At 59.7% G+C, this 24343-nt stretch carries 17 protein-coding genes; 5 read left to right on the forward strand and 12 right to left on the reverse strand.

Annotation, left to right across the window (positions count from 1 at the left end; all coding sequences use genetic code 11):
* Positions 1–55: 55 nt before the first annotated feature.
* Entirely contained in the window at positions 56–1405 is a 1350-nt protein-coding gene (locus ACLI1L_RS11375; protein WP_086588251.1) for an HAAAP family serine/threonine permease, read from the reverse strand.
* A gap of 437 nt (positions 1406–1842) precedes the next feature.
* Between ACLI1L_RS11375 and ilvA the strand changes: the two genes are divergently transcribed.
* The 3 genes from ilvA to ACLI1L_RS11390 all read left to right on the forward strand — a co-directional run bounded on the left by ilvA (position 1843) and on the right by ACLI1L_RS11390 (position 5101).
* Positions 1843–3120: a threonine ammonia-lyase IlvA gene (gene ilvA / locus ACLI1L_RS11380; RefSeq protein WP_411707595.1), complete on the forward strand. Its 1278-nt coding sequence runs from the start codon at positions 1843–1845 to the stop codon at positions 3118–3120.
* Between the two features lie 133 nt (positions 3121–3253).
* Positions 3254–4615, forward strand: a complete 1362-nt coding sequence (locus ACLI1L_RS11385) for an FAD-dependent oxidoreductase (protein WP_411707596.1) — start codon at positions 3254–3256, stop codon at positions 4613–4615.
* A gap of 3 nt (positions 4616–4618) precedes the next feature.
* A complete protein-coding gene (locus ACLI1L_RS11390; RefSeq protein WP_411707597.1) occupies positions 4619–5101 on the forward strand; it encodes a GNAT family N-acetyltransferase in 483 nt (160 codons plus the stop codon).
* Here the strand turns inward: ACLI1L_RS11390 and purT are convergent.
* From purT to ACLI1L_RS11415, 5 genes are all read right to left on the reverse strand, one after another.
* The gene (purT, locus tag ACLI1L_RS11395; protein ID WP_411707598.1) at positions 5098–6450 is read right to left on the reverse strand and encodes a formate-dependent phosphoribosylglycinamide formyltransferase; all 1353 of its coding nucleotides are present in this window, start codon (positions 6448–6450) and stop codon (positions 5098–5100) included. The genes ACLI1L_RS11390 and purT overlap by 4 nt on opposite strands.
* Before the next feature lie 151 nt (positions 6451–6601).
* On the reverse strand, positions 6602–7459 hold the full coding sequence (locus ACLI1L_RS11400) for a class F sortase (RefSeq protein WP_411707599.1): 858 nt from the start codon (positions 7457–7459) through the stop codon (positions 6602–6604).
* A 155-nt stretch (positions 7460–7614) separates the two neighbouring features.
* Positions 7615–12147 carry a VaFE repeat-containing surface-anchored protein gene (locus ACLI1L_RS11405; protein WP_411707600.1) on the reverse strand — a complete coding sequence of 1511 codons (4533 nt, stop codon included), beginning with the start codon at positions 12145–12147 and terminating at the stop codon, positions 7615–7617.
* A 735-nt stretch (positions 12148–12882) separates the two neighbouring features.
* The gene (locus tag ACLI1L_RS11410) at positions 12883–13206 is read right to left on the reverse strand and encodes a malonyl-CoA-ACP transacylase (RefSeq protein ID WP_411707601.1); all 324 of its coding nucleotides are present in this window, start codon (positions 13204–13206) and stop codon (positions 12883–12885) included.
* A gap of 1084 nt (positions 13207–14290) precedes the next feature.
* Positions 14291–15583, reverse strand: a complete 1293-nt coding sequence (locus tag ACLI1L_RS11415) for an adenylosuccinate synthase (protein ID WP_284791201.1) — start codon at positions 15581–15583, stop codon at positions 14291–14293.
* Positions 15584–15670: 87 nt separating this feature from the next.
* On the opposite strand from ACLI1L_RS11415, the gene ACLI1L_RS11420 reads away from it, so the two are divergent.
* Positions 15671–16495: a hypothetical protein gene (locus ACLI1L_RS11420; RefSeq protein WP_411707602.1), complete on the forward strand. Its 825-nt coding sequence runs from the start codon at positions 15671–15673 to the stop codon at positions 16493–16495.
* Between the two features lie 35 nt (positions 16496–16530).
* Here ACLI1L_RS11420 and ACLI1L_RS11425 read toward each other — a convergent pair whose 3' ends face one another.
* The gene (locus tag ACLI1L_RS11425; protein ID WP_049360361.1) at positions 16531–17730 is read right to left on the reverse strand and encodes an FUSC family protein; all 1200 of its coding nucleotides are present in this window, start codon (positions 17728–17730) and stop codon (positions 16531–16533) included.
* 165 nt (positions 17731–17895) lie between these two features.
* Between ACLI1L_RS11425 and ACLI1L_RS11430 the strand changes: the two genes are divergently transcribed.
* Positions 17896–18951: an HNH endonuclease signature motif containing protein gene (locus ACLI1L_RS11430; protein ID WP_411707603.1), complete on the forward strand. Its 1056-nt coding sequence runs from the start codon at positions 17896–17898 to the stop codon at positions 18949–18951.
* Positions 18952–19114: 163 nt separating this feature from the next.
* Here the strand turns inward: ACLI1L_RS11430 and fbaA are convergent, their stop codons facing one another.
* The 5 genes from fbaA to ACLI1L_RS11455 form a co-directional block, all read right to left on the reverse strand.
* The gene (fbaA, locus tag ACLI1L_RS11435; RefSeq protein WP_049377132.1) at positions 19115–20149 is read right to left on the reverse strand and encodes a class II fructose-bisphosphate aldolase; all 1035 of its coding nucleotides are present in this window, start codon (positions 20147–20149) and stop codon (positions 19115–19117) included.
* 143 nt (positions 20150–20292) lie between these two features.
* Positions 20293–21483 (reverse strand): glycoside hydrolase family 76 protein, encoded by a 1191-nt coding sequence (locus tag ACLI1L_RS11440; protein WP_086588788.1) that lies wholly within the window; start codon positions 21481–21483, stop codon positions 20293–20295.
* A 54-nt stretch (positions 21484–21537) separates the two neighbouring features.
* On the reverse strand, positions 21538–22203 hold the full coding sequence (locus ACLI1L_RS11445) for a TrmH family RNA methyltransferase (RefSeq protein WP_086588821.1): 666 nt from the start codon (positions 22201–22203) through the stop codon (positions 21538–21540).
* Positions 22196–22786 carry an orotate phosphoribosyltransferase gene (pyrE, locus tag ACLI1L_RS11450; RefSeq protein WP_411707604.1) on the reverse strand — a complete coding sequence of 197 codons (591 nt, stop codon included), beginning with the start codon at positions 22784–22786 and terminating at the stop codon, positions 22196–22198. Before pyrE ends, ACLI1L_RS11445 begins: the two co-directional genes overlap by 8 nt.
* 69 nt (positions 22787–22855) lie before the next feature.
* The gene (locus tag ACLI1L_RS11455) at positions 22856–24319 is read right to left on the reverse strand and encodes a hypothetical protein (RefSeq protein ID WP_411707605.1); all 1464 of its coding nucleotides are present in this window, start codon (positions 24317–24319) and stop codon (positions 22856–22858) included.
* Positions 24320–24343 lie beyond the last annotated feature (24 nt).

Consider the following 24343-nt stretch of genomic DNA (forward strand, 5'->3'; position numbering starts at 1 on the left):
TCTCTCGGCAAGCGAAAAACCGCCGACCTCGAGTGTAGGCCGGCGGCAGCAGCGCTTACAGGGAGTGGAAGATGGAGAAGAAGATGGTTGCCACGGCCACCAGACCAATGAAGGTGGTGAACCAGTTGGACGGCTTGCCGCGGAAGCGCTTAAGCGCGTCCACCTTGTGGATGGCCCACATCGGAATCAGGAAGAGCAGGACGGCAATGGCCGGGCCACACAGGGTCTCAATCATGCCCAGGATGGACGGGTCGGCCCAGGCGACCAGGATGCAGGTCACCAGGATGAAGATAAGCGAGCCGGTCTCCAGCGCGCGGCTGTGGGTGAACTTGGTGTTGCCAGCGACGTGGTTGCCGGTCACCACCAAGCCCTCGACGGAATCCGCCGCGCCCAGGTAGTGGCCCAGGAAGGACTTGCAGATGGCCACCAACGCCACGATGGGGGCTACCCATTGCAGGAAGGGGGCATCGAAGTGGTTGGCCAGGTAGGACAGGATGGTGATGTTTTGCTCCTTGGCCTCGGCCAGGTTTTCCGGCGACAGGGACAGGGCGCAGGAGAAGACGAAGAACATCACGACGATGACCATGAGGCCTTCGGCCGCCGCCAGGACCTGGCCGGTCTTCTTATCCGCCCACTTGTCGCCGTACTCCTGGCGCTTCTCGGAGGCGAAGGAGGAGATGATCGGCGAGTGATTGAAGGAGAAGACCATCACCGGCACCAGCAGCATCAGCGTGGTGGCCAGGCCGTTGCCGGAGGCCTCCCGCGCGACGTCCAAGTCGAAGGTCGAGAATAACGTGGTGTTCCAGCGTGGGATGAGGTAGAGCGTCAGGAAAATCAACACGGCGATGAAGGGGAAGGCCAGCGCGGACATCACCTTGACCACGATTTCCTGGCCCATCTTCACCACGAAGATGAGGCCGCCGACCAGCAGGGTGGCCAGTACCCAGCGCGGCCAGGGATCGACGTGCAGCTGGTGGATAAGGAAGGACTCCAGGGTGTTGGTCAGCGTGACCGCGTAGACCAACACCAGAGGGTAGACCGCCACGAAGTAGAGGACGGACATCACGACGCCGGCGTTGGCTCCGAAGTGCTCCTCCATGACGTCGGTCAGGTGGGACTTCGGATCGGAGCCGGACAGGACCAGTCGGGTCATCGCGCGGTGGGCCCAGAATGTCATCGGGAAGGCGATGATGGTCATGATGATCAGCGGGATAATTCCGCCGATGCCCGCGTTGATGGGCAGGAACATGACGCCGGCGCCGATGGCGGTGCCAAACAGGCTCAGCGTCCAGATGGTATCGGTTTTGCCCCAGCCGGGGGCCTTGTCAGCGCTGTCGGCGCTACCCAGCGCCGTGGTGGTTGGTGCCCGCCGGGAGTCGGCGACCTCAGGAGGGATGACGGACATGGTGTGTTCGACCCTTTCGACGTGTTCCCCGCAGCCCTACGCGAAAGAACGGGCCGATAGAGAACTATTTATCACTTCAGAGTCCATCCTCCGGAAAATGCCGCGGTATTGCTATGCGCAAACTCACATTTGATGATTAATTATTATCACATCCCTGAAATGAGAACTTTTCCGCAGGGATCCGTTACAGTAATTAGCCACACTCGGTTCTGACATAGTTTTTACCTAATAGCCAACAGGAACCACGCGAAAGCCCACCCAGGCTGCACCGACCCCAATCGCCCCCTAAAAATCCCCTGGGAAACGGTGTTTCGCTCTAAGGCCGCACCTCCCCCGCCGGCTGCCCCCGACTATTGGGCATGTCACGGAAAAACCGGGCACTATGACCAAAATCAAAGCCCTTTTACCCAGGTCAGATACCTTATACCATCGGAGGTATGAGCACTACAGTCCAGACCCCGCTCGTCACCGCCGCCGAAATCGAGGCCGCCCACGAGCGAATCCAAGATGAAATCAACCGCACCCCGCTGCGCTACAGCGAACGACTGTCCCAACTGACCAACTGCAACGTCTACCTCAAGTGCGAGGAACTGCAGGACGTGCGCTCCTACAAGATCCGCGGCGCACTCAACAGCATCAAGAACCTGAGCGACGAGGAGCTGGCCGCCGGCATCGTCACCGCCTCGGCCGGCAACCACGCCCAGGGCGTGGCCTATGCCTGCAAGACCATGGGTGTTCAGGGCAAGATCTTCGTGCCGGTGCCCACCCCGGCCCAGAAACGCGACCGCATCCTGGCCCACGGCGGCCGCTTCGTGGACTTGGTCGTGACCGGCGAGTCCTTCGACGAGGCCTCCGCCGCCGCCCACGAGGACGCCGCCGAGCGCGGGGCCACCTTCATCGAGCCCTTCGATGCCCACGACACCGTCGTCGGCCAGGGCACCATGGCCAAGGAGATCCTCGAGCAGCTGGCCGAGGAGGGCAAGGAGCTGCACGCGCTCATCGCCCCCGTCGGCGGCGGTGGCCTGCTGTCCGGCCTGACCAGCTACGTCGCGGAGAAGGCCCCGGAGGCCCAGATTTACGGCGTGGAACCGGCCGGCGCGGCATCGCTAGCCGCGGCCTTCCGCAACAACGGTCCGATGACGCTGCCGACCGTGGACCCGTTCGTGGACGGCGCGGCTGTCAAGCGCATCGGCGCGCTGCCCTACGAGATCCTCTCGGCTAACAAGGACCGGCTGGAGCACTTCGCGGTCAGCGAAGACGACGTCTGCATCGAGATGCTCAACCTCTACCAGAACGAGGGCATCGTCTCCGAGCCGGCCGGCGCGCTATCCGTGACCGGCCTGACCAAGCTGGACCTAGCGCCGGGCTCGACCGTGGTCTGCGTCATCTCCGGCGGCAACAACGACGTCATCCGCTACACGGAGATCATGGAGCGCTCCCTGGTGCACCGCGGCCTGAAGCACTATTTCCTCATCAGCTTCCCGCAGGTCCCTGGCCAACTGCGCATCTTCCTCGACGAAATCCTCAACCCGGGCGACGACATCACCCGGTTCAAGTACCAGAAGCGCAACAACTGCGTGCTGGGCACCGCGCTGGTGGGCCTGGTGCTGGAGAAACCCGAGGAAATCAACCAGATCATCGAACGTTTGGACAACTCCAAGTTCGAGTACGAGTACCTCAAGCCGGGTACTCCTGAATATAAGGTAGTCGGGTAAGCCCTTCCGAGGCTGATTTGGGGAGCAGGCTTGTTACCCTATCTAGTGCGTTGCTCGAACCCGAACGTATGATGAGCTCAGATTAGACAAGTAACAGCCACTCCCCAAGAATCAGTGAGGACTCCGACACATTATGACTTCCCCTCTGCGCGTTGCAGTCGTTGGTTCCGGCCCAGCCGGCATTTACGCATCCGATCTTCTGGTTAAGTCCGAGGTCGACGTCAAGGTCGATCTTTTTGAGAAAATGCCCGCCCCCTTCGGCCTGATCCGCTACGGCGTGGCCCCGGACCACCCGCGCATTAAGGGCATTGTGCAGTCCCTGCACAACGTTATGGAAAAAGAAGAGATCCGCTTCCTGGGCAATATCGAGGTGGGCAAGGACATCACCGTCGAGGAGATGCGCGAGTATTACGACGCCATCATCTTCGCCACCGGCGCCACCGCCGATAAGCGCATGGGCATCCCCGGTGAGGATCTTAAGGGTAATCACGGCGCGGGCGAGTTCGTAGGTTTTTATGACGGCAACCCCAACTTCGAGCGCGATTGGGATCTCTCTGCAGAATCCGTCGCCGTCGTGGGCGTGGGCAATGTCTCCCTCGACGTCTCTCGTATCTTGGCCAAGACCGCCGACGAGCTGCTCGTTACCGAGATCCCGGATAATGTCTACGCAGCGCTGAAGAAAAACCGCGCCAAGGAGGTCCACGTCTTCGGCCGCCGCGGCCCAGCACAGGCCAAGTACACGCCGAAGGAGCTCAAGGAGCTAGACGAGTCCCCGACCATTGAGGTCATTGTCAACCCCGAGGACATCGAGTATGACGCCGCCTCCGAGGAGGCACGCCGCGCCGCCAAGTCCACCGACCTGGTGTGCCAGACCTTGGAGTCCTACGCTATGCGCGAGCCGGGCGATGCCCCGCACAAGCTCTACATCCACTTCTTCGAATCCCCGGTAGAGGTACTGGGTGAAGACGGCCATGTCACCGCCATCAAGACCGAGCGCACTGAGCTCAACGGCGATGGCACCGTAACCGGTACCGGCAAGTACACCGAGTGGCCGGTCCAGGCCGTCTACCGCGCGGTGGGCTACCACCCACAGTCCGTCGACGGCGTGCCCTTCGATGAGACCATGGCCACCATGCCAAACGACGGCGGCCATGTGCTGGCCAATGTCGACGGCGAAAAGCTGCCTGGCCTCTACACCACCGGCTGGATTAAGCGCGGCCCAGTGGGCCTGATTGGCAATACCAAGTCCGATGCCAAGGACACCACCACCATGCTCATCGCCGATTACAAGGCCGGTGACTTGGAACCTGCCACCAAGCGCGATCCGCAGGACATTCTGGACTTCCTGGCTTCCCGCGATATCGCCGTGACCACCTGGGAAGGCTGGCACCGCCTGGATGCCGCCGAGCGCGCCGCCGGCGAGCCGCACGGCCGCGAGCGCATCAAGATCGTCGAGTGGGACGAAATGGTCAAGCACGCCGGCCCGCAGGCCTAATCCATGCCGCATATCATTACCGCCGCGCCCCTGGGGCAGCTGGCAGCCTTGGACGTCCACCAGCTCTACAAGCTGCGGGTGGCCGTCTTTGTGCACGAGCAGCGCTGCCCGTACGCCGAGATTGACGCCACCGACGCCGACCCCCAGACCGTGCACGTGCTGGCCTGGGACGCGGACTCCCACGAGCTGCTTGGCACGGCCCGCGTCTTTCCGGCCGCGCCTACTGACGCCGCGCTTGCCGACGCCACCGGCGCCCAAATCGGCCGCTTCGCGCTCGCACCCACCGCGCGCGGAACGGGCCTCGGCCGCGAACTTCTCCAAGCGGCCATAGACCTAGGCGAACGTATGCACCCAGGCAAGCCGCTCTACCTGGAGGCGCAGGCCGGCCTCGTGGACTATTACGCCGGCTTTGGCTTTACTCCGGTAGGCGAGCTATTCGACGACGAAGGAGTTCCCCACCAGCCGATGCTGCGCCCCGCTTCTTAGTCGGCGTCGTCCACGCCAGAGGCGAGCTTCGGGTCCAGTTCCACGCCGCCCTCGTACTCCACGACCTCGATATCGGGGACGTTATCGGCGTGCGGATCGATCTCGCGGGTACCGCCTTGGGCCAGCAAACCCGGCGTCGAGGTGACCTCGATTTTATGTGCCGCCAACGCCGCTCGGTCGCGCGCTTCTTCCACATTTTCTGCAGTAGAAGAGACCAAACCCATGCGGCGGCCCTTGTAGGCCCCCGGCTTGCCAAAGAGCTTCACGTCCGTCTCCGCATAGCTGAGGGCTGCGGCGATACCGGTATAGGCAACCTCCCCCAGCTCCTCGTCCGCGTGAATTACGACGCTAGCGCCCGGGGTGACCAAGGTAGCATCGATGGGGTAGCCCAAAATCGCCCGCGCATGCAGGTCAAAGGCGGAGAAGCGCTGCGTATAAGAGGTAAGCATCGCCGTATCCGAGGGTCGCGGGGATACGGAGGAAAAGTACACGTCATCCCCGGCGACAAAAAGCTCCACGCAGTACACGCCGCGCCCACCCAGCTCATTGGAGATGCGCGCGGCCACAGAGCGTGCGTTTTCCAGCGCGATCTCGCTCATACCGGTAGGTTGCCACTCCTCTACGAGGTCGCCGCGCTCATGGCGGTGACCGATGGGCTCGCTAAACCACGTGGCCAGTTTGCCCGTGGCAGGGTCGATGGAGCGGATGGCAAGCAGGGTGACCTCGAGGTCAAAGTCCACGAAGCGCTCGGCCACCACGCGCTGCGAATCCGAGGACACGCGCCGCACGGTCTCCCAGGCCTCACGCACATCGTCCTCATCTCGGGCAATCATGTGGCCCTTGCCGGAGGTGGAGACATCCGGCTTAATGATGCACGGAAAGCCCAGCTCCCCGACTGCTTCTTCCAGCTCCTCCACGGAGCTTGCAAAGCGGTAGGCGGAGACCGGCAAGCCGATATTCTCTGCCGCCTCGCGCACACACTGGCGATCCTGCGTCATGGCGCAGGCGCGAGCCGAGGGGACCACGATGGCGTCACTTTGCGCTTCCATCTCTTCCAGCGCTTCTACCGCTACGGTCTCTACCTCTGGGACCACAAAGTGCGGTTGAATCTCTTGTGCTAGCTGCAGGATGCGCCCGGCGTCCTTGATATCGGCGACGTAGCTATACTGCGCCACTTGGTGTGCCGGCGCGCCCGCATACGAGTCCACCGCGTGGACCTCAAGGCCCAAGTTCTGGAAGGACATGGCCAGCTGCTTGCCCAGCTCGCCCGAGCCCAGCAGCAATACCTTGGTGGCATTGCTGGTAAGCGGCGTGCCAATATGACCGGCGATCTCGCCTGGATTATCCATGAAAATGCTCCTTCTAAGCCGCAGGCAGCGGCGGTTACTGCCTTAAATTATTTCATATTTAGGCACCAACCCCACTACCCACATGCCAGGTGCCACGGATAAGAAAAGGCGCCCTGTGGGCAATTCCACAGGGCGCCTGAAAGGCTTCCGCCTAGGCGGCAGGGACCTCAGCCGGGGCCTCGGCTGGGGCTTCAGCCGGGGCCTCCCCCGCCGGTTGCTCGGCGGGCTGCTCTGGCTCACCTACCGGCTCCGCCACGGTAATGATGTTGTCCTCATAACCCAGCGCGCCGCCAACGAACTGGCCGCCGCAGGTAATAAGAACCAGGCGGTTCTTGCCTTCCTTATCGTTGACCACGTCCGGGAAGCCGGAACCCTTAGGCAGGCGGTACGGTGCTTCGGTCACGCGGAACGTGCGCTCCTGGCCGTCGATGACCACGGTAAATTCCTGGTCCTTCTTCAGCTTGGTGAACTTCTCCGCATAGCCGGTGCCCTGGCCCTGGTAGTTAATGTGGCCGGTAATCACACTCGAGCCCACATTGCCCGGCTCACCAGGCACTGCGGAGGCGGAGTACCAGCCCACGCGGGTGACGTCGTGTGGCGGCAGCAGCACACCCTGGTCCGTGACCTGTACGGGGTCCACGGCCGCGTACTCGCCATCGATGCCCACGGACATGCCTTCAAAGCCCTTGAATTCACCAGGCGCGGCCTCATACTCGTGCTCCTGCTGGCCCGAATCATCCACGAAGGCATCGGACTTCGGCCCAGATTCTTCCGACGCACTCTCGCTGGCCACCGTCTCTGGTGCCGAGCCGGCCTCATCCTCATCATCGCTCGCCAAATACAGCACTACCTGCAACAAGACCAGCGCGACGACGACTATGGCCGCGATAATGGCGATCAGCTTGCCACGACCCATGCCCTGCTTGCCGACGCCCCCTTCTTCCCCACTCGCCGGATAGTGAGAAACTCCATTTTCCTCCGGCTGCTCAGGTTCCCTGTGCTTTCCCATAGCTAGCTTCCTCTACTTCCTCAATTTGTCTACCCTGTGCAGGGTATATGCAAATCCCCTCCAGCGTGTGTAATCACACCCTGGAGGGGATTTTTGGTGTTTAAGTCTCAGCCTCGGTGGAGGGGCCGGGAGGCCACCTCACCGAAGCTTAGGGATTACTTGATGTAATCCTGCATACCCGGCTCAAGCTCGGTTGCGCCGGACGGTACGGACTTAATCTCAACGCGGTCAGCGTTGGATGGCAGTGCGTTACCAGTCTCTTCAGGTTGCTGACCCTGGACCTCGACACCGCGGCCGTTTCCATTGTCAGAGTTGCCGCCCTTAGGAGCGTCCTGACCCTTGTCCTCGTGACCATTGCCACCATTGTGGTTGCCGGTGTTGTCACCGTGGCCGCCATTGTGGCTGCTGGTGTTGTCACCGTGGCCACCGTTGTGGTTGCCATGATCCTTGTGGTCGAAGTGATCCTTGATGATCTTGCCCAGGCCGATGCCCGGAATCAGGATGAGCCACCACTTATTGTCCTTGGAGGAACCGTTGGAGGAACCATCCGAGGAACCGTTGGAAGAACCATTAGAGGAACCATCCGAGGAGCCGCCTGGCTTGTCCTGATCGTGGACCTCGTGGGAGGTCACGGTCTGGTCCTCATCATTGATGTCCTTGTGCTCAGCAATGTGGTTCGGCTTCTCCGGAGTAGTACCCGGAGTCTCCTCGCCCTTGTCATTGACCTCGGTGGAGGTGAGCTCCTCGAAGGCAACCGCAGCCTGGACAGGCTCCTTCACATCATCGTTCACGGTAATGGTGACAGCCTCAGTGCCATTAGCACTCTTCGGGGTGAAGGTATGACCCTTAGTCTCACCCAGAACGGTCTTGCCGTCCTTCTTGGAAATCAGCTGGGCATCCAGGGTGTATTCCTTACCCGGAACCAGACCCTCATAGGTCACATCATCAACAATCTTGGCACCAGCAATAACCTCGTGGGAACCCTTCTCGAAGTCAGCGTTAGTGGTGATCTTCGGGGTCTTCTCAGAGCCCTCGGAGGTTACGGTCTGGTCCTCGTCATCGATGTCCTTGTGCTCACCGATTTCGTTCGGCTTGTCATTGTCAGGGGTGTCCTCACCCTTGTCATTGACAACCTTGGAAGTCAGAGTCTCGAAGGCAACCGCAGCCTCAACCGGCTCAGTCACATCATCGTTCACGGTAATGGTGACAGCCTCAGTGCCATTAGCACTCTTCGGGGTGAAGGTATGACCCTTAGTCTCACCCAGAACGGTCTTGCCGTCCTTCTTGGAAATCAGCTGGGCATCCAGGGAGTATTCCTTACCCGGAACCAGACCCTCATAGGAAACCTGGTCCACAATCTTGGCACCAGCAACAACTTCCTTCGAACCATTCTCAAAGTCCGCGTTCGTAGAAACAATCGCATTCTTCTTCTTGGTCACCGTCTGGTCATCATCATTGATGTCCTTGTGCTCACCGATTTCGTTCGGCTTGTCATTGTCAGGGGTGTCCTCACCCTTGTCATTGACAACCTTGGAAGTCAGAGTCTCGAAGGCAACCGCAGCCTCAACCGGCTCAGTCACATCATCGTTCACGGTAATGGTGACAGCCTCAGTGCCATTAGCACTCTTCGGGGTGAAGGTATGACCCTTAGTCTCACCCAGAACGGTCTTGCCGTCCTTCTTGGAAATCAGCTGGGCATCCAGGGAGTATTCCTTACCCGGAACCAGACCCTCATAGGAAACCTGGTCCACAATCTTGGCACCAGCAACAACTTCCTTCGAACCATTCTCAAAGTCCGCGTTCGTAGAAACAATCGCATTCTTCTTCTTGGTCACCGTCTGGTCATCATCATTGATGTCCTTGTGCTCACCGATTTCGTTCGGCTTGTCATTGTCAGGGGTGTCCTCACCCTTGTCATTGACAACCTTGGAAGTCAGAGTCTCGAAGGCAACCGCAGCCTCAACCGGCTCAGTCACATCATCGTTCACGGTAATGGTGACAGCCTCAGTGCCATTAGCACTCTTCGGGGTGAAGGTATGACCCTTAGTCTCACCCAGAACGGTCTTGCCGTCCTTCTTGGAAATCAGCTGGGCATCCAGGGAGTATTCCTTACCCGGAACCAGACCCTCATAGGAAACCTGGTCCACAATCTTGGCACCAGCAACAACTTCCTTCGAACCATTCTCAAAGTCCGCGTTCGTAGAAACAATCGCATTCTTCTTCTTGGTCACCGTCTGGTCATCATCATTGATGTCCTTGTGCTCACCGATTTCGTTCGGCTTGTCATTGTCAGGGGTGTCCTCACCCTTGTCATTGACAACCTTGGAAGTCAGAGTCTCGAAGGCAACCGCAGCCTCAACCGGCTCAGTCACATCATCGTTCACGGTAATGGTGACAGCCTCAGTGCCATTAGCACTCTTCGGGGTGAAGGTATGACCCTTAGTCTCACCCAGAACGGTCTTGCCGTCCTTCTTGGAAATCAGCTGGGCATCCAGGGAGTATTCCTTACCCGGAACCAGACCCTCATAGGAAACCTGGTCCACAATCTTGGCACCAGCAACAACTTCCTTCGAACCATTCTCAAAGTCCGCGTTCGTAGAAACAATCGCATTCTTGTGAGAAGTTACGGTCTGCGCCTGATCATTGATGTCACGGTGTTCGGTAATCTTCTTCTCTTCATCAGAGTTCGGAGTTTCCTTACCGTTCTCATCGACCTGCTTGGAGTAGAGATCCTCGAATGCGACGGCTGCCTTGATGACGCCCTCAACATCGTCGTTGACCTTGATGTCAACAACCTGCTCACCGGCAGACTTCTCCGGGGTAAAGGTTACATCGCCCTTGCCGACGACCTCATGATCACCCTTGGCATTTACTGCCTTGTTACGCAGCTCAGCCTTCAGGGTGTATTCCTTACCTGGCACCAGGTCGGTGTAGGTAACGGTGTCCTTGACGGTGACGCCAGCCTTTACCTGCTTAGCGTTGGCAAAGTCAGCGTTGGTCTTAATGGACGGGGTCCACTTGGTGTTAACGGTCTGCTTCTCATCGTTAATGTTTTCGTGAGTAGCAATCACGTTTTCATCGGTGGAGCCAGAGGTCTCGTTGCCATCCTTGTCTACCTCGGTAGATACAAGCTTCTCGAAGGCAACCGCAGCGTCAACAGCAGGATCTGCCTTGTCATTGACGGTGATCTCAACGTCCTGTTCACCGGCGGACTCTTCCGGAACCAGTACCGCAGAGCCTTCACCCAGTACGGTCTCACCATCTTTCTTGGAGATCAGCTTTGCCTTCAGGGTGTACTTCTTACCCGGAACAAGGTCCTTATACGTCACAGTGTCAATAACCGTGGCGCCCTTCTCTACACGGTCACCATCCTTGATCTTGGCCTCCGTCTTAATCTCCGGATTAAGGTCCTTCTCCTGCTCCTCCGTAGTCGGTGTCGGATCAGGGTTGGGCACTACATCAGTAGTCTTACCCGGAGTCGGCTCGCCAGTATCCTCCGTAGTGGTTTCCTCAGGAGAGGTCGGTTCAGTAGTGGAATCCTTAGGAGTGGTCTCCTCAGTATTGGACGGCTCAGACTCGGTAGTCGTCTCGCTAGAAGAAGTCTCCTCCCCCGGATTCTCAGAGGTAGTCTCTTCCGTCGTGTTCTCCTCGGTATCTGGGTTCTCTGGAGAAGTAGTCGGCTCGCCAGTATCCTCCGTAGTGGTTTCCTCAGGAGAGGTCGGTTCAGTAGTGGAATCCTTAGGAGTGGTCTCCTCAGTATTGGACGGCTCAGACTCGGTAGTCGTCTCGCTAGAAGAAGTCTCCTCCCCCGGATTCCCAGAGGTAGTCTCTTCCGTCGTGTTCTCCTCGGTATCTGGGTTCTCTGGAGAAGTAGTCGGCTCCTCAGTCTTTCCCTGACCATCGTTCGGTAGACCGGGCTGATCTACAGGCATCACGGTTTGCGGGAAACCAGAAACGTCACCGCGAGTCCAATTGGTTGGCTTCACAACAGTAATGAACGCATTAGGATCTTGGGCTTCGACCTCGATGCTTGGATCCCTTTCGATTTTACCGTCAAGGAAATTCACAATCTTGTAGCCGGTCAACTGCCTGAATTCTTCAGTGCTTCCGGCAAAATTCGGATAAAGGGCAACGTTATTTGCATCACCGTAGTCACTGTTTCCAGCGATAGTGTTAGTCGCCATAATCCGGTTCGGAGTGTCACTAATGAGGGCAATCAGGTAAACCATGTACTTTTGAGCGGCAAGTTTGTCGCCCTTTTCCGTAGCTTCTCGCGCCTTTAGAGCAAGCCCAATCGCAGCGTCATGATATTCCGCCGGAAAATCTGCCTTTTCAGCATTCCCCTTGTCATACAACGGCTTTTTAACGTCCGCCGGATTGACGTAGACAGGATCAATGCACCAAACCCAGCCAACATTGTTATTTGGGTTACCCCTATAATCCTTGGGCTTGACACCTTCGGGCACGCCACCACCCCAGACTAGGCCACCCCAAGAATCATCAGCGCCACCGGGGGTAGCCTTTGCCTCCTCGGAGCCCATATTTCCTTCCGGAACAAAGTCGGTAGGCTCAGCAGCCTCCGCCTTACCCCCCGGAACGGTGACCATGGCCGCGATTACCGCAATTGCAGCGAGCACTGCGGTAAAGACCATCCACCCCTCTCGGGATATGTTTCTTAATTTACTCATTCTTTCCTCTTCGAGCGGTACAAATACTTACATTCGTTTTCCTGTACAGCGAGTGTTTTCGCTGAGCAGAACCTGAAATTGAGACTTGAACACACTGCAGTTAATCAAGGTTTTTAACCCGAATCTGGATTAACTCTTATTGTGCTCTCAGGATAATATCACGGGAAAATTTAAGGCGCCAACCAGAAAACATTAGGAAACTGCACGTTATGCAGGATTTCTAATCTCATACCCACAGGTAGATGCTTTTATTTATACGGACAACCTAGTATTAAATACATATGTTCGACGCCCGCTAGGCACTTTATAAGGTTAAAGACTCGAACCAATAGCTTAACCAATACTGAGATTGGATTTAACCAGACCCATGTAAACACTTCCATACACTGCGTGTTATCTAACTTCGCGCAAGTTCAAGGGGTGATTTGCATACAATTTTCATCGCATTACTCCGGAATTATCCATAGAAAGTTGGCGTTACAGGTGTGACTGGAGTTCATTCGATAGGGGTGCACGCACGTTCGATATACTCGACATGCAGTAGCCTTAACCTTATTGCCATTCATCTTCAAGAAGGAATATGTGAGCAAAAACTCTGCCTAGGGTCGTCACAATCACACTTAGGGGTCCCACACAAGGGTGAGGGAGAATTGGGCAAAGAAAATCCGCACGGGCCTCGGCGAGCAAATGCTTTACCTAGACCGCAGTGCGGATCCTGAAGGAATATACCAGGTCTTAAAGAACGGCAGTGACCTGGTAACCCTTCTCCCGTAGGAGCTGGGAGACTGCCTTGAAAGTAACGTCGTCCTTGTCCGGGTTGTAGGTCTCCGGATTCAGGACAATATTGGCGGTGTCGCCTTCATAGCGGACACTGATGAAGTCGTAGCCGGCTTCGGCATGCGCGGCGTCGATAAGAGCCTGCACGTCGTCGGTGTTGCCCTGCTCAGCAACAGCAACCTGCTTCTGCTCAGGTGCCGGCGCAGCCTCCTGCGCTGGGGTGCCCAGGCCAAAGAAGCTCATAATCGTGGCGAGTAGGCCACTCAAAAGCTTGATAATCATTGAAGTAACTCCCTGTGTATTAGTGCGCGGAAATAGGGTCCGCGAAAGCTGAAAATTCTCTGCACTTAAAGCCTGCTTAATTTTAACTTAGTGTTTAGGTATGTACAACAGAGAAAGACTTAATTCAGTGCGTTATGGCCGTGAGGGCAGCTAAAAAGCACCAATATATCCCAGCACCTGTGCTTCGCCCCCAAGGGTGAGGCTTGCCACCGCTAGGGAAACGGGGAAATACCCAGGCAATAGGAAGACCTTGGGTTGTCTATCTGAGGGCTGGCGAGATCCGCACTTTATGGACAAATGTTAGCTACTGGGGCCAAAGCCTAAACAGCGGAATGCCACGCGATTCATAAAGGAGCGCTTCAGCATCACATCAAACTGGTTAGGCTAGTGAGCCGGCGACCCGCTGTAGATATCCAGCCGGTTCGTCAACGGGAAAATCTGGGCAGCAAACTGGCAGACGATGCCACTAGTCAGTGCAGGTACCTGCGCTACTCGTGGGGAAGCCCGAGATATTCACGGTCAATCTATAAAGCTGAACGTAGCCAGGAACAGCAGTAAGGCCCCCGCCGATTGCGTCCGAAATACAGTGGCATCGCTCGATGTCCGAAAATCCAATGGATAGGCTTAGCAGAAGGAAGCACCCAGCGTAGTCGATGCAGCTTGGACAACAACCGTTGCGACACCTTCATTCCTGCCCTAGCTCCTCAACAAAGAGGACCCGGCGCGGCCCAGTAGTTCACTGCAAGCAAAGGTAGATCAGTTACCACCCCTACAATGGCGGCGGTCTTAGAAGTGATAGATACCTTCACCTTTATTAGTCACTGTGTCGAATATGCCGATGCTTAGTGGGACCGAAGGTATCGTGGTTTCCTTGGTATTTTCAATAAACTTTTTAAAGTGAATTGATGGTGTTATCTACTACTGTCGCTTGGGAAAGAAGTCTTACCGAGCGCGTTAGGAGAGGTGCCACTCCTCCCCTCCTGTAGCTACGCAAGCAGCTTCCGAAGAAATACCGAGAGCCCCGCCACGCAGTGGAAACACTACGCGGCAGGGCTCATTCGACGATTGAAAGCGGAATTGAGCCTTACTGGTCCTCCATCACATCGTGGCGAATAATAGTCTGGTCGCGGCCAGGGCCGACGCCAATGTAGGAAATGCGGCAGCCGGATAGCTCCTCTAGGCGCAGGACGTAGTCTTGGGCCTTTTGCGGCAGCTCCTCAAAGGTGGAGCACTCCGTGATGTCCTCGTCCCAGGCGGGCATGGTCTCAAAAATGGGCTCGGCGTGGTGGAACTCGGACTGGGTAAGCGGCAGCTCATCGTAGCGCTTGCCGTCGACGTCGTAGGCCACGCAGATAGGGATCTCGCCAATACCGGTGAGAACGTCCAGCTTGGTCAGGAAGTAATCCGTAAAGCCGTTCACGCGGGTGGCGTAGCGCGCAATGACGGAGTCGTACCAGCCACAACGGCGCTTGCGGCCGGTGTTGACGCCAATCTCGCCGCCGGTAGTCTGCAGGTACTCGCCCCACTTATCAAAGAGCTCGGTCGGGAACGGGCCAGCACCCACGCGGGTGGTGTAGGCCTTGATGATGCCCAGGGAGGTCTTGATGCGGGTCGGACCGATACCGGAGCCCACGGAAGCACCACCGGCGGTCGGGTTAGACGAGGTCACGAACGGGTAGGTGCCATGGTCCACATCCAGCATGGTGGCCTGGCCGCCCTCCATGAGCACGTGCTTACCGGACTCGAGGGCCTTGTTGAGCTCGAGCTCAGCATCGATAACCATCGGGCGTAGGCGATCGCGGTAGCTCAAGAAGTACTCCACAATCTGGTCTGCCTCGATGGCCTTGCGGTTGTACATCTTCACCAGCATCTGGTTTTTAATGTCCAGCGCAGATTCCACCTTCTGGCGCAGGATGGACTCATCAAAGATGTCCTGCACACGGATACCGATGCGCGCGACCTTATCGGCATAGGTCGGACCGATGCCGCGGCCGGTGGTACCAATCGCGCGCTTGCCCAGGAAACGCTCCTGCACGCGGTCGAGCGTCTGATGGTAAGGGGCTACTAGGTGCGCATTGGCGGAAATCTTCAGGCGCGAGGCATTCGCACCGCGGGCTTCGAGGCCATCAATCTCATCAAAAAGCGCCTCGAGGTTAATTACCACGCCATTGCCCAGCACCGGGGTAGCGTTCTCAGACAAGATGCCGGCTGGCAGGAGCTTCAGTTCATATTTATCGCCGCCTACCACGACGGTGTGGCCGGCGTTATTGCCGCCGTTCGGCTTGACCACGTAGTCAACCTTGCCGCCGAGGATGTCGGTCGCTTTGCCCTTGCCTTCGTCGCCCCATTGGGCGCCGACAATGACGATCGCTGCCATTGTTTAGTCACTTCCTCATTATTGAAGCCAAAATACTCTCCAACTTTACACTTTCCCGGCCCAAAAAGCGCGCGTAGCATGGTGCGCATGCGTTTTTTGTTCCTCCGCTGCGGCGCCCCGGACATCCCCATGCCCGCTGAGGCCCACGATCTCTCGGCCGTTCCTACCCGCAAAGAGCTCGCGCTTATCGACGCCTTCTTATCCCCCCTCCTTCCCACCGACCCCACCCCCTCCCTCGACGACATCGCCGCCCAACCCGACGTCCGCCACCTCGGCGCGCCGGAGCCAGCCCCTCAGGCGCCCCACCTCACAGAGCCCGCCCGCATCGTCGTCGCCGGCTCCGATGCCGCCCTCTCGGCCGTGCTCACCCGCCTCATGCGCTCCGATCGCCTCTGGGCCGAAGTCGCCTTCATTCCCATGCCCTCGGCCGCTCCTTCCGCCGCCGCACAGAACTGGGGGCTTGCCACCGACCCCGCCGAAGCCCTCGACTTCGCCCGCACCGCGCCGGTTCGCCCAGCCCCTCTCATCCGCAACGATTCCGGCCTCGCAGTCGCCGGCTCTGCCACCATCTCGGATGCCGCAAACGGCGCTTTCACCGGTGAAATCATCATCGATGACCACACGCTCGCCGCCTCCTCCCCCAAGACCTTCGGCGCACGCCTAGTCCCCATGACCGACGCCCCCGGCATCCTCGCCGCCCGCGCTACCTCCCCCGTCGAGCCCCAGGGCCGCCTGCGCTCGCTCCTGCGCAAGCCCGGCCAGCTCGACCCCAAATCCGTGCGCACCGGCCGCGCCGTCCAGGCCGGCGGCCCACAGCTGCGCGTCATCGTCGATTCGGTCCCCCACAAGCGGCCGGTGACCCGCGTGACCTTCTACCGCCACCTGCGCGATCTCCAGATCGTCCGCCCTTAGCCCCCGCGCGACGTCCTTGCCTCCGCGCGAGGACGCTAGTCCTCGCGCCCCCACACCTCGGGCGGATAGGCTGGATGCTGCGACGTCGGCACCAGGTGCGCTACGGCCGACTCACGCGAGAGCCCGCACACCATGAGCATATCGACCACAATGGAACGCGTCTGGCCCAAAATCATATAGGCCGATAACGTGCCGTCCTTATCAATGATGTCTAGCCCGGCGCGCCCGCCCACGATGCGCAGACGCTGCACGAGGTCCGGAATCTCAATCGCTTCGTCGTGCCCGTGCTGTTTGCCTTGGCCGTAGAGCTCGCTGATGGCGAGCATGATTTCAGAAAGCTCATCGAGCAATTCCACCTGCTCGTCCGAAACCTTATCGCGGTCCTCCGTCAGGCCCAATGCCTGGCGGGAGAGCACGCGCACACCGCGCACCGCGTTATCTACCGGCATGAGGATGCGCTCCAGCGAGCGAATGCTGCGCCGCGATGCCCACAACAGGGGCGAGACCTCCGAGGCCTCCCTACCTGACTGTGCCGCGCTCAGCAGGGTATTCACGCTGTCTTGCGTACCGCGGACCGCCTCGCGCGCATCGCGGATGACGGCGGGGTCTTGCTGGCGGATGCCATACGTGACGTCGGCAAGAATGCTTGAGGCAATTTTAAGCACCTTCGATACCTCGCGCCGCGCCTCCACCAACGGCGAATTGGGAATCAACGCGATGGTTATCAGGCCAATGCCCGAGCCAATCATCGCGTCGATCGCGCGGTGCAGGCCACCCGGGCCCTCCGTGGGTGGAAAAATCGTCGCAATCAAAATCGCGCCAAAGACAATCTGGTTAGTAATCAGCGGCGACTTGGTCAAAAACGAGCCCACCACCAGGCCCGCGCCCACAATGAAGAAAATCTGGAACGGCCCCTGCCCCACAATCTGAAAGAGCAGGTCGCCCACGGCCACGCCGATGATGCCGCCAATCGACATCTCCAGCGCCTTCTTCATCCTGTCCCCACCAGACATTCCCAGAATGATGACCGCGGAAATCGGCGCAAAGAACGGCTGCGGGTGCCCCACCACATCGCCGGCCACCCAGTACGCGAGCGCCGCACCAATGGTCGCCTGCACAATATAAACAAACCGCGAACGGATGCGGTTTACCCGCGAGAGTACCGAGCGGTCAATCACCCGCAGCTTTTGCCGCGTTGAGACTCTTTCCTTCGCTTCCGACATGACTTCCAGCATAGAAGACCGCCCCTACCATCGCCGCCGCCCCCGCGCATCTCGGCCGCCGGCTAGCTTGTGGACAGCTCTTGCCGACGCCCCCTTTTCCCCCACCCATCCACAATTTCTCCTTCCCCGGCCGCGCACCGCTTGTTCGCCCTTCGCGTACCTCTTAGCTTCGGTCGCGTGAACACCGAATTTCTCTTGCTATGCCGCCGCGGCGTCGACCTCGTCGCCGAATTTCAGGGCTGCTCCGAAAACTCGCTTCTCGAAGCCGGAGCCAGTCCCCTTCTGGCTGCCCAGCTCGCCCGCCTGCAGCACGTCTACTTCGGCCGCACGTCGAATACCCGCAAGCAGCGCCACGCCCGCGAGGCCGCCCGCAGCCGCGGCCATGACCTCACCACGCTCGATAGCATCGAGTCTTATACCCGCCGCGTGCGCGATACCAACCGCGCCTGGGATGTGCGCCTAAAACTCTGCCGCACCGAGGCCCGCCTGATTCCCTCCGTGGCCAAGAAGCTGCTCAAGCAGATCAATCCGCCCCGCCGCCCGGAGCCCGGCGTGCGCTATACCCGCCGCCCCGACGGCCCACACACCATCTCCATTACGGCCGATCCCACCGATATCGCCGATATCAAGGGCGTGCTCTCCTCCGTGAATAAAGACGATCCCCTCGCCGCCGCCAAGAAGGTCCTCCTCGAGGGCAATCCCGGCGCGCTGCCGGCCGTGCATACCAATGTCATCCTCACCCTAGACCAGCTCGACCGCATCGTCGCCGCGCCTTCCGACGCCTCCGATATCACCCTCCAGCTCACCAACGGCGCCCGCATGACCGGCGCACAGCTGGTTGCCCGCGCTCTCGCCCAGCGCGGCTACGTCAGCCTCGTTCACCCCGAGCACGGCCCGGTAAACCTGTATCGCACCGAACGCATGGCCACATGGAAACAACGCATGCTCGCCGCGGCCGAGCACCCCGTGTGCGCGTGGCCGGGCTGCACTACGCCTGCCGACGACGCCCAAGTCCACCACCTCACCGCCTGGTCCACCGGCGGACCCACAAACCAAGAAAATCTGGTCACCTTGTGCGCGCACCACAACGCCGTCAACCAAGATGACCCCTCCCGGCCCACAGAACGCGGCCGCATGGTGCGTGTAAATGGCCTCATCGCCTGGGTGCCGCCGTGGAGCAATACCCCACGCTTCGTCCCCAGCCCCGCCCGTCCACCGAATCCCCACACATAGCCACCCAGCCCTCAGCCCTCGGTCCCACCACCAGCCAGCATCTCCCCGCCAGCGCCGCCCGCGATATCCCGACCCTGGCCGAAGACATGAAAAGGCCGCCTCCCACGCGGGGAAGCGGCCAGTTCGGCGTGCCTACTTAAGAGGCTGTCGCAGCTTGGAGACGCTACTTGGAGAGGGACTTGCCCACAGAGTGCAGGTCCTGGCAAGACTCAATGACACGCTCGGACATGCCCTGCTCTGCCTTCTTCAGGTAGGAGCGTGGGTCATAAACCTTCTTGTTGCCAACCTCGCCGTCAATCTTGAAGACGCCGTCGTAGTTCTCCATCATGTGGCGGGCAATCGGGTTGGTAAAGGCATACTGGGTATCGGTGTCCACGTTCATCTTGATGACGCCGTAGCGAAGTGCCTCTTCAATCTTTTCCTTCTCGGAGCCGGAGCCACCGTGGAAGACAAAGTCGAAGGCGTACTCGTCCTCACCCAGGCCGAGCTTCTTCTGTGCAACCTTCTGACCCTCAAGCAGGACCTCTGGGCGCAGCTTCACGTTCCCTGGCTTGTAGACGCCGTGAACGTTGCCGAAGGTAGCGGCCAGCATGTAGCGGCCCTTCTCGCCAGTGCCCAGGGCATCGATGGTCTTCTCAAAGTCCTCTGGGGAGGTGTACAGGTTAGCGCCTGCCTTAGCCTGAACGCCGTCCTCTTCGCCGCCGACGACGCCGATCTCAGCCTCGAGGATGACGTGCGCGTTCTTAGCCTTTTCCAGCAGCTCCTGGGCGATGACCAGGTTCTCGTCGATTGGAATAGCGGAGCCGTCCCACATGTGGGACTGGAATAGCGGGTTCTCGCCGCGGTCGACGCGCTCCTGGGAGATAGCCAGCAACGGGCGGACGTACTCATCGAGTACCTCCTTCTGGCAGTGGTCGGTGTGCAGCGCGATATTGACGCCGTAGTGCTTCGCGGCCTCATGAGCGAATGCGGCCAATGCCTGAGCACCCTTGACCTTGTCCTTCAGTGCCAGGCCGGAACCGAAGGCTGCGCCGCCGGTAGAGAACTGGATGATGCCGTCGGACTCGGCCTCCGCAAAGCCCTTCAGAGCTGCGTTAATGGTCTCAGAAGAGGTGCAGTTGATAGCTGGGAACGCGAAGCCATTCTTCTTCGCGGTATCCAGCATCTCGTTATAGACCTCAGGGGTTGCAATTGGCATGAATTTCCATCCTTAAAAGTGGGTTTGTGGTCAAACACGTTCCAGCACCCAAGTATGCCCGTTTCACGGAATTTCTGCCGCAAAAACTCTGTGACATTTTCAACCCGTCTATGCGCGCCGCACAACTGGCCCGCGGCTGCGGACTATTTAGATAGATGTCGCGTCACGCGAGCGCAGGCCTCCATCAGCATCCACCCGGAAAGTTGCACGGACAAATCGCGCTCATCCACGCGGATGATGCCTACCTTCTCACTCATGGTGCGCCGGCCGAAGCCGTAGTTATGCGGCAGGCGCGCATCGGACAACCAGTCAGAGCCGAAGATCGGCAGACCATCAACCTCTAAGCGGTGCTCCCACACCGACTCGGCCGAGGCCATCACCATGCGCGCGGCCAGCTTCTTCGTCGCACGGTTGGCGGGAGAATCGCCGGGCAGGCGCACGGCGACGTCGGCAAGGTAGCGCATCAAAATGCCCTTAAACAGGCCACCGTCACCATCGCCGGTCTCCCAGTCCACCACGCCCGAGGGGGTGGCCATACCCGAAGCCACGGTCTGCACCAGGCCGCGGATGCGAATAATGTAGTCCATCATCTCGGAAGCCAGCTCGGCCTCGTGCACGCTGTCGATTTGCTCCAAATCACCGATACCAGCCTTTTCCCGCAGCGCCAGCACAATTTCCAAGCACGCACCTAGAACCACGCCTTGGCAGTAGGGGTGGATGTTTTTTACCACCTCAGGGCCGTCCATGCGCATGCGGACGCCGTCCATGATGTAGCCGTCGTCGTCAAGCAGGTGATCGTAGATCCAGTCGATGATGTGGCGCGCTTCCTCAATGCGCCCCATCCGCGCCAACATGATGGCGCCTGGGCCATTGGAGGGCACGTTCATGAAATTCTCGCCGAGGCGCCACGGCAGCACGCCGAGCGATTCATCGAGTCCTTCGTGGATATTGCGCTGCAGCTCCGCCAAACGCTTCGGCGTCTTCGCCTTCTTTAGCTCCTCCACGCGGCCGAAGGCCAAAGCGAGCCACGCCTTGTCATCGTAGTATTTATTCTTCGTCAGCTGCGTCAGGTTGCGGATACGAATACCCCGCATGGTGTCGAAGATGCGCTGCCGGCGCACCTTGGTGTTATTGCGCAGCGCCGCATCAACGAGGCAATCCAAATAATGGGCCTGCCACCAGTAGTGCCAATGGATGAAGAGTTTTTCTTTCGTGGTAGGCGGCCAGCTCACCACCGCAAGATTGGTGCGCGGCAGGCCCCACACAGGGTGCGCGTGGCGCTCATTGATGGCCGCTTCTGCAAGTTCGGCGCGGTGGGCCCATTTTTCTTCCACGATTCCTCTATCACTCCAGTTACGCGGGTAGATATAGCTAGTGTAACGATCTTCCTACCAAGAATCGGCTAGATTAGCGTGCTGGCGAATCCAGGCGTGCATGGCGATTCCGGCCGCGACGCCTGCATTGATGGAACGAGTAGAGCCGAACTGGGCGATGGAGCAGGTCATCACAGCGGCGTCCTGGGCTGCTTGTGACACGCCGGGGCCTTCCTGGCCGAAAAGTAGAAGGCTGCGCTCGGGTAGCTCGGCCGTTTCCAGGGGCACGCAACCGGGGGTGTTATCGATGGCGACGACGGTTAGCCCCTCCTCGGCCGCCCACGCAATAAGCTTCTCGACGCTCTCATGGTGCATCAAGTGCTGGTACCTATCCGTCACCATTGCCCCACGCCGATTCCACCGCCGGCGGCCGACGATGTGCACGGTATCGACGGCGAAGGCGTTGGCGGTACGCACGACGGTGCCAATATTGGCATCGTTTTCAAAGTTCTCGATAGCGATGTGCAGGCTATGCCGGCGCTTATCGATGTCCTTTTTGATCGCTTCCCTGCTCCAGTAGCGGTAGGCATCGACGACGTTGCGACGGTCGCCTTCAGCCAGCAGCTCTGGGTCGTATTTCTCGGCCTCTGGCCCTTGCGGCAGCGGACCTTCCCACGGGCCTACGCCATGGCGTCCCTCGTTCCACTCGGTCGGGCCCTTGGCCTCGTCTGCGTTAGGCAAGGTCAAGGTCGCCCAGGCCCAACAGGGAGCGGTATTCGAGGCCTTCTGCAGCGATGACGTCGCCGGCGCCAGTCTCGCGGTCCACGACGGTCGCCACGCCAACAACCTCGGCGCCGGCCTCGCGCAGCGCAGCCACGGCGGTCAACGGGGAGGTACCGGTGGTCGTGGTGTCTTCTACGACAAGGACCTTCTTTCCTTCCACGTCCGTGCCCTCGATGCGGCGCTGCATACCGTGCTTCTTGGCTTCTTTGCGCACGACGAAAGCGTCGATATCGCGGCCGTCGGCATGCATGATGGAGGTAGCAACTGGGTCGGCGCCGAGCGTTAGGCCACCGACGGCCGCGAAATCCCAATCGGCGGTCAACTCGCGAAGCAGCGCCCCGATGAGGCGGGAGGCCTCGTGGTGCAAGGTAGCGCGGCGCAGATCCACGTAGTAGTCAGCTTCCTTGCCCGAGGACAGAGTCACCTTGCCGTGGACGACGGCCAGTTCCTTGACTAGCTCGGCAAGGCGGGCCTTCTTCTCGGCATCCAGGTTCTGGGCGTTCGCGGTGTGCGCATTGGTGTTGTGAGAATCCACAGTCATCTGCTCCTTGTCGTGGTTCGTGCGCGGCGGCTCGTGCACGGCGGCAGGCCGCCAGTATTGGTCTCTAGGCTACTCTTCCCGGTGCGGGTCCGATTCCTCGGCCGCACGGGAATCGGCCCTGCGGGCATCGGCCGCGCCGGGGGCGGGCCCACTAGTGGAATCTTCGGAGGGACCGTCGAAGATGGAGGCAGCGCGGAACTGCTGGCGCGGCAGGCGGGCGGTATGAGAATCGGGGGTGGGGCGTTCGCGGCCGTCGGCAATAGCGTCTACTTCGTCGCCGCCTAGCGCGCTGTGTTCGACCGGGCCGCGGGTTTCGGAGTACGCCCGGGACGGCATGTGCAAAGGCTCTTCCGGCCGCTGGATGACGGGACGCTCAAACACGGGCGCACCGGCAGCCGGCGCACCGCCGACAGCTTCCGCGATGGGCTGGGCGGGAATCTCGCGGGCTGGATCCAATTCCTCTAGTCGCACCACATGAGTGGCGGAGGAGCGCGGTGGCAAGACACGGGCGGCGTCTGCTAATAGCGCGAGCGGCGGTAGCATCGCTTCCCATTCCGCGGAGCGCGCTTGCTTCGTAGTCTGTGCTAACACCCACTCAGTTTCCATCCACAGTGCGGTGACGGCTTCGGGCATTTGCTGCAGGGCGACGTGAACACGCTCGTCTACCATGCGCTCGGTAACAGCGCTATCCGAGGAATACACATCAAACCCCTCAAGAGTCATGGCTAAAAGCAGGTCCTCGGAGGCCTTCGTGTCTTCGCGGTCGAAGCGACGGAAATCCACCACCATGTCTGAGGCCGCTCCGGTGCGCATCACCATGACGTTGACGCCATCGATATCCATCAACAGCATCTCGTGGCCGTACACGTTTCCCGCGACAATGTCTTTTGGCGCCGCACCGGTAGAGGCCACTCCCCTCGTCCATTCGTCTACGAGGTAAGGATCGGACTTCATAAATTCAAAGCCTTTTGCTTCTGCCCAATTGCGGCGCTCGCGACGCAATGTTCCCGGCAGAATCGGCCGATGGCGGGTGTGCGGCTTGGAGGGCGCGCGGTTCTCGCTCGCGGTCTCCTGGCTCGGATCATGGCTTCGCTCGTGATTCGGCTCGTTGCTCGGCTCCTGGTCTGGTTCGTGCTCAGGGGTTGGCTCAGCATCTTGCTCGGCTGCGGGTTCCGGTGCGGACTCTGATGCGGCTTCGGCATGGGACTCGGGAGCTGGGGCAGCTGGCGTAGAAGCCAGGTTGGCCGAGTCGACAGCGGGGGCATCGCTAGAGGTCGAGTCAACGGGAGCGGCATCGGAGGAAGCAGACTCGGCGGACTCGGTGGTCTCGGTGCCGGGCGCGGGTTCGGGGGAAGCGGCGTCGACAGGTGCAGCGTCAGCAGAGACGGTGTCTGCAGGCGTGGCGTCAGCGGGCGTCGGGTCCGTGTCGGCGGAGAGTGTAGGGGTGGAGGTGCGCTGCTTGCCGTCGTAAAGCAGCAGGGCACCGCCGACAATGCCGAGAAGTAGCGCCAAAGCAAGAATTAGAAAAGCCATCACCCCACGATAGTAGTAGGAACA

The organism is Corynebacterium sp. LaCa117 (assembly GCF_046717765.1).
Taxonomy (GTDB): Bacteria; Actinomycetota; Actinomycetes; order Mycobacteriales; family Mycobacteriaceae; genus Corynebacterium; species Corynebacterium kefirresidentii.

What these genes read in the sequence shown, in the direction of transcription:
- ACLI1L_RS11455 (WP_411707605.1), bottom strand. Translation starts at nt 24,319, where the DNA reads ATGGCTTTTCTAATTCTTGCTTTGGCGCTACTTCTCGGCATTGTCGGC.
- fbaA (WP_049377132.1), bottom strand. Translation starts at nt 20,149, where the DNA reads ATGCCAATTGCAACCCCTGAGGTCTATAACGAGATGCTGGATACCGCG.
- ACLI1L_RS11375 (WP_086588251.1), bottom strand. Translation starts at nt 1,405, where the DNA reads ATGTCCGTCATCCCTCCTGAGGTCGCCGACTCCCGGCGGGCACCAACC.
- ACLI1L_RS11405 (WP_411707600.1), bottom strand. Translation starts at nt 12,147, where the DNA reads ATGAGTAAATTAAGAAACATATCCCGAGAGGGGTGGATGGTCTTTACC.
- ACLI1L_RS11410 (WP_411707601.1), bottom strand. Translation starts at nt 13,206, where the DNA reads ATGATTATCAAGCTTTTGAGTGGCCTACTCGCCACGATTATGAGCTTC.
- ACLI1L_RS11415 (WP_284791201.1), bottom strand. Translation starts at nt 15,583, where the DNA reads ATGGCAGCGATCGTCATTGTCGGCGCCCAATGGGGCGACGAAGGCAAG.
- ACLI1L_RS11390 (WP_411707597.1), top strand. Translation starts at nt 4,619, where the DNA reads ATGCCGCATATCATTACCGCCGCGCCCCTGGGGCAGCTGGCAGCCTTG.
- ACLI1L_RS11420 (WP_411707602.1), top strand. Translation starts at nt 15,671, where the DNA reads ATGCGTTTTTTGTTCCTCCGCTGCGGCGCCCCGGACATCCCCATGCCC.
- purT (WP_411707598.1), bottom strand. Translation starts at nt 6,450, where the DNA reads ATGGATAATCCAGGCGAGATCGCCGGTCATATTGGCACGCCGCTTACC.
- ACLI1L_RS11425 (WP_049360361.1), bottom strand. Translation starts at nt 17,730, where the DNA reads ATGCTGGAAGTCATGTCGGAAGCGAAGGAAAGAGTCTCAACGCGGCAA.
- ACLI1L_RS11385 (WP_411707596.1), top strand. Translation starts at nt 3,254, where the DNA reads ATGACTTCCCCTCTGCGCGTTGCAGTCGTTGGTTCCGGCCCAGCCGGC.
- ACLI1L_RS11400 (WP_411707599.1), bottom strand. Translation starts at nt 7,459, where the DNA reads ATGGGAAAGCACAGGGAACCTGAGCAGCCGGAGGAAAATGGAGTTTCT.
- ilvA (WP_411707595.1), top strand. Translation starts at nt 1,843, where the DNA reads ATGAGCACTACAGTCCAGACCCCGCTCGTCACCGCCGCCGAAATCGAG.
- pyrE (WP_411707604.1), bottom strand. Translation starts at nt 22,786, where the DNA reads ATGACTGTGGATTCTCACAACACCAATGCGCACACCGCGAACGCCCAG.